Annotated in this window: 5 protein-coding genes; 2 read left to right on the top strand and 3 right to left on the bottom strand. The window is 72.5% G+C overall.

From position 1 onward, the window contains the following. Positions 1 to 97: 97 nt before the first annotated feature. From TSO221_RS32760 to TSO221_RS32750, 3 genes are all read right to left on the bottom strand, one after another. Positions 98 to 1300 carry a 3-oxoadipyl-CoA thiolase gene (locus TSO221_RS32760; RefSeq protein WP_109122657.1) on the bottom strand — a complete coding sequence of 401 codons (1203 nt, stop codon included), beginning with the start codon at positions 1298 to 1300 and terminating at the stop codon, positions 98 to 100. 1 nt (position 1301) lies between these two features. Further along, positions 1302 to 2819 carry a 3-hydroxyacyl-CoA dehydrogenase gene (locus TSO221_RS32755; protein WP_109122656.1) on the bottom strand — a complete coding sequence of 506 codons (1518 nt, stop codon included), beginning with the start codon at positions 2817 to 2819 and terminating at the stop codon, positions 1302 to 1304. 148 nt (positions 2820 to 2967) lie between these two features. Beyond that, entirely contained in the window at positions 2968 to 3738 is a 771-nt protein-coding gene (locus TSO221_RS32750; RefSeq protein ID WP_109122655.1) for an enoyl-CoA hydratase, read from the bottom strand. Positions 3739 to 3882: 144 nt separating this feature from the next. Between TSO221_RS32750 and TSO221_RS32745 the strand changes: the two genes are divergently transcribed. Together TSO221_RS32745 and TSO221_RS32740 are read left to right on the top strand one after the other, a co-directional pair. After that, positions 3883 to 4710 carry an IclR family transcriptional regulator gene (locus TSO221_RS32745; RefSeq protein WP_109122654.1) on the top strand — a complete coding sequence of 276 codons (828 nt, stop codon included), beginning with the start codon at positions 3883 to 3885 and terminating at the stop codon, positions 4708 to 4710. An 18-nt stretch (positions 4711 to 4728) separates the two neighbouring features. Beyond that, on the top strand, positions 4729 to 5248 hold a 520-nt coding region (locus TSO221_RS32740; protein ID WP_199229727.1), incomplete at its 3' end, for an acyl-CoA dehydrogenase family protein.

Below are 5248 nucleotides of genomic sequence, written 5' to 3'. Positions count from 1 at the left end.
CCCGCAAGTCGGGCGACCGCGCTCCGCCTACGATCGCCTTCGGCGCTCGTTGCCTTCGGCACCGGCTCCACGCCCCCGCCGGGGGCAGGGGAGGGAGCTACACCCGCTCGATCACCGCGGCGATGCCCTGGCCGATGCCGATGCACATGCTGACCAGCGCATAGCGCCCGCCCGACCGCTCCAGTTGGCGCAGCGCCGTCAGCGCCAGCCGCGCGCCGCTCGCTCCCAGCGGATGGCCGATGGCGATGGCGCCGCCGTTCGGGTTCAGGCGCGGGTCGCCGCCGGCCAGATCCAGCAGCCTGGCGCAGCCCAGCACCTGGGTGGCGAAGGCCTCGTTGATCTCGATGACGTCCATGTCCTTGAGCGACAGGCCGGCGCGCTCCAGCGCCTTGCGGCAGGCGGGCACCGGGCCGAGACCCATGGTGCGCGGCTCCACCCCGGCGATGGCGCCCGCCAGGATGCGGCCGCGCGGCGCCACCCCGGCCCGCTCGCCGGCCGCCCGGCTGCCGACGAGCAGCGCCGCCGCGCCGTCGTTGAGGCCCGAGGCGTTGCCGGCGGTGACCACGCCGTCCACGGCCAGCGGGCGCAGCTTGGTCAGGGCGGCCATGTCGGTGTCCGGGCGCGGGTGCTCGTCCTCCGCCACCACGACCGGCGCGGCCTTGCCGCGGGCGGGCAGGGTGATGGGGGTGATCTCGCCGGCGAAGAAGCCGTCTTCCTTCGCCGCGGCGTATTTCCGTTGCGAGGCGTAAGCGAAGCGATCGCTCTCCTCGCGGCCGATGCCTAGGTCCTTGGCGATGTTGTCGGCGGTCTGCGGCATGGTGTCGGCGCCGAACGCCGAGGTGATCCGCGGGTTGGGGAAGCGGGCGCCCATGGTGGTGTCGAAGATCGCCGTCTCCCGCGCGAACGCGCTCTCCGCCTTGGCCAGCACGAAGGGGGCGCGGGTCATGCTCTCGACGCCGCCGGCGACGAACAGCCCGCCCTCGCCGGTGCGCACGCAACGCGCGGCATCCATAACGGCCGCGAGCCCGCTGCCGCACAGCCGGTTGACCGTCAGCCCACCCACCTCGACGGGCAGGCCGGACAGCAGGGCGGCGTGGCGGGCGACGTTGCGCGAATCCTCGCCGGCCTGGCAGGTGCAGCCGGCGATCACGTCCTCGACCGCCGCCGGGTCGAAGGCGGAGCGTTGCATCAGCGCGGCGATGACCGTGGCGAGCAGGTCGTCCGGCCGCACCTTGGCCAGCGCGCCGCCGTGCCGGCCGAAGGGGGAGCGCAGTCCGTCGTAAAGGTAGGCGTCCGTCATGTCAGGCCTCGGGCGTGGTCAGGGGCACGGAGAGCAGCGCGCGGCGCTTCAGCCACGGGCTCGGGCGGTAGCGCGGGTCGCCGGTGAAGGCGTGCAGGGCGTCCAGCACCGCCAGGATGCGGTGGGGCCCAAGCCGGTCGCCGAAGGCCAGCGGCCCGTGCGGGTAGCCGAGGCCGAGCGGCACGGCGCGGTCGATGTCGGCCGGGTTGGCGATGCGCTGCTGGGCGATGTCGCAGCCGATGTTGACGATCATCGCCACCACGCGCTGCGCCACGAATCCGGGGCTGTCGTGGATCACCGTCACCGGCCCGCCGCGGGCCAGCGCCGCGTGCACCGCGTCGCGCACATCCGGGTCGGTGACCGGGTTGGTCATCAGCGTGCGCCGGCCGTCCAGCCCGAACAGCGTGTCCACCGCCACCGTGCGCCGCGGGTCCAGGTTCTCGGCCAGCGCGGCGGTGGTGCAGTCCTCGCCGAGCGGGGCGACGATGCAGGCGGCGTCGGGCGAGGGGCGGTCGCCGGTCTCGATCTCCAGCCCGTCCAGCGCCCGCATCAGCAGGCCGGCGCCTTCGGCGTTGCGCATGCCGATCCACAGCGGGCGCGGCGCCGCGTCGGGCACCGGCGCCTCCGGCGGCAGCACCGGCCTGCCGTTCTCGTAGGCGTAGAAGCCGCGCCCGGTCTTGCGGCCGAGCAGGTTCGCCGCCACCAGCTGGCGCGGCAGCACCGAGGGGCGGTAGCGCGGTTCCTGGTAGAACTGGCCGTACAGCGATTCCATGACCGCGTGGCTGACGTCGATGCCGATGAGGTCGAGCAGCTCGAACGGCCCCATGCGGAAGCCGGCGGCGCCGGTGAGGATGCGGTCGATGGCGGCGCAATCCGCCACGCCCTCGCCGAGGATGCGCAACGCCTCGGTGCCATAGCCGCGGCCGGCGTGGTTGACCAGGAAGCCCGGGGTGTCCCGGGTGACCGCCGCGAAGTGGCCCATGCGGGCGCCCAGGCCGGCCAGCGCCTCGGTTGCCGCCGGGGCGGTCAGCACGCCCGGAGTCACCTCGACGATCCTCATCAGCGGCACCGGGTTGAAGAAGTGGAAGCCGGCGACCCGCTCCGGCCGGCGGCACGCCGCGGCGATGGCGGTCACCGACAGCGAGGAGGTGTTGGTGGCGAGTACGCAGTCCTCGCTCACGACCGCCTCCAGCCCGGCGAACAGGACGCGCTTGGCCTCCAGGTCCTCGACGATCGCCTCGACCACCAGGGCGCACTGCGCGAAGTCCGGCGCGTCCGGCGTCACCGGGGTGAGGCGGGCCTTGGCCGACGACGCGGCATCGGCGGTGATCTTCCCCTTCTCGGTCAGCCGGTCGAAGGCGGCGTCGAGGGCGGCCACGGCCTCTTCGGCGGCGCCCGGCCGGGCGTCGGCGAGGATCACCGAGACGCCCGCCGCCGCGGCGATCTGCGCGATGCCGCGCCCCATGGTGCCGGTGCCGACGACGCCCATCACCAGGGCGTCGGAACGTGGGTCGAACATTGTTGGCTCCGTCTTCCATATCCCTCTCCCGCCCCGGGAGAGGGTGGCCGCGCAGCGGCCGGGTGAGGGCAAAATCAAGGATCCTTGTAGGCACCCTCACCCTCCCGCCCCCTGGGCGGGCCCCTCCCTCTCCCGGGGCGGGAGAGGGTTATTTTCCCTCGTATTTCGGCTTCCGCTTCTCGATGAAGGCCTGCATGCCCTCCTTCTGATCGCGGGTGTCGAACAGCAGCTGGAAGGCCTTGCGCTCCAGCATCAGCGCGGTGGCGAGCGGCGCGTCCATGCCGGCCAGCAGGACCTCCTTGATCTGCATGACCGCGACCGGCGGCATGGCGGCGATGCTCTCGGCGGTCTTCAGCGCGGTGTCCAGCACCTCGGCGTCCGGCACCACTTGGCTGACCAGGCCCATCGCGTCCGCCTCGCGGGCGGAGACCGGCTTGCCGGTCAGGATCATCATCATCGCCTTGAACTTGCCGACCGCGCGGGTCAGGCGCTGGGTGCCGCCCGCGCCCGGCATGATGCCGACGCGGATCTCCGGCTGGCCGAACTGCGCGCCCTCGCCGGCGACGATGATGTCGGCGTGCATCGCCAGCTCGCAGCCGCCGCCGAGCGCGAAGCCGTTCACCGCGGCGATCACCGGCTTCGGGCACGCCGCGATGGCTTGCCACAGCAGGTGCGTCTGGCGCAGCAGCATCTCCGACGCGCCCGCCTCGGCCATCTCCTTGATGTCGGCGCCGGCGGCGAAGGCGTTCTGGTCGCCGGTCAGCACGACGGCGCGCACCTCGGCGGCCTTGCCCAGGTCGGTGAACGCCTCGGCCAGCAGCACGCGCACGCGCCCGTTCAGCGCGTTGCGCGCGTCCGGCCGGTTGATGCGCACCAGCGCCACGCCGTCCCGTGGCCGTTCGACCAGCACTTCGCTCACCGCGTTTCCCTCCCTCTAATTTCGTATACCGAAACTGAGTTTCATTTCTGTTGACACGCACCGTAGCGTCGGAGCAGGATCGCTGCAACACAAAACAATCCGGTGTCCAAGCACTGGAAGCCCGGCAGGGAGCGGGCGGACCCCATGCGAAAGCGCGACGCGATTCCGGGAGCGGCCGACCTCGCCCCCGATCTGGCTGGGCACGAGGACAAGGACCCCAAGTTCGTGACGGCGCTCGCCCGCGGCCTGGACGTCCTGCGCGCCTTCCGCCGCGGCGACCCGCCGCTCGGCAACCAGGAACTGGCGGAGCGCACCGGCCTGCCGAAGCCGACCATCTCGCGGCTGACCTACACGCTGTCCACGCTGGGTTTCCTGGTCTACGACGCCAAGGCCGGCAAGTACCGCCTCGGCACGGCGGTGCTGGGCCTCGGTTACACGGCGCTGTCCGGGCTGGGCGCGCGGGCGGTGGCGCGTCCCTACATGCAGGAGCTGGCGGATTACTCGAAGCTCCAGGTGGCGCTGGGTGCGCGCGACCGGGTCAGCATGGTCTACCTGGAGAGCTGCCGCGGCGACGCCCCGGTGATCCTGCCGCTCGACGTCGGCTCGCACATCAAGCTGGGCACCACGGCCATGGGCCGCGCCTACCTCGCCGGCCTGCCCGACGAGCAGCGCGCCGCGCTGCTGCCCCGCATCGAGGAGCACGAGGGCGCGCGCTGGCCGCAGGTGCGCGACGGCATCCTCGCCGCCGTCGAGGAATACCGGGCCAAGGGCTATGTCACCTCCGTCGGCTCCTGGAAGACCGAGGTGAACGCCGTCGGCGTGCCGCTGGTGCCGCACGACGGCTCGCCGGTGCTCGCCTTCAACCTCGGCGGCCCGGCCTTCCTGGTCGATCCCAAACGGCTGGACGACGATTTCGGCCCGCGGCTCGCCGCGATGGTGCGCCGGATCGACGCCGCCCTCTTCAACGCCTGACACCGGAGACACACCCCGATGGCCCTCGACGCCGACACGTTGCAACAGCTCCTCGACACGGTCGGGCGGTTCGTCCGCGAACGCCTCGTGCCGCTGGAGCACACGGTGGCCGAGGACGACGCCATCCCCGCGGAGATCGTCGCCGCGATGCGCGACCTCGGCCTGTTCGGCCTGTCGGTGCCGCCGGAGTACGGCGGGCTCGGCCTGACCATGGCGGAGGAGGTGCAGGTCGCCTTCGAGCTGGGCCAGACCTCGCCGGCCTTCCGCTCGCTGCTCGGCACCAACAACGGCATCGGCTCGCAGGGCATCGTCATCGACGGCACGCCCGAGCAGAAGGAACAGTATCTGCCGAAGCTGGCGTCCGGCGAGATCATCGGCTCCTTCGCGCTGACCGAGCCGGAGGCCGGTTCCGACGCCGGCTCCCTGCGCACCTCGGCGCGGCGCGACGGCGATTTTTACGTGCTGAACGGCACCAAGCGCTTCATCACCAACGCGCCGGAGGCCGGCCTGTTCACCGTCTTCGCCCGCACCGACCCGG

The sequence above is a fragment of the Azospirillum sp. TSO22-1 genome, assembly GCF_003116015.1.
Taxonomy (GTDB): Bacteria; Pseudomonadota; Alphaproteobacteria; order Azospirillales; family Azospirillaceae; genus Azospirillum.
This window is presented reverse-complemented; position numbering and strand designations above follow the sequence as displayed.

What these genes read in the sequence shown, in the direction of transcription:
- TSO221_RS32760 (WP_109122657.1), bottom strand. Translation starts at nt 1,300, where the DNA reads ATGACGGACGCCTACCTTTACGACGGACTGCGCTCCCCCTTCGGCCGG.
- TSO221_RS32755 (WP_109122656.1), bottom strand. Translation starts at nt 2,819, where the DNA reads ATGTTCGACCCACGTTCCGACGCCCTGGTGATGGGCGTCGTCGGCACC.
- TSO221_RS32745 (WP_109122654.1), top strand. Translation starts at nt 3,883, where the DNA reads ATGCGAAAGCGCGACGCGATTCCGGGAGCGGCCGACCTCGCCCCCGAT.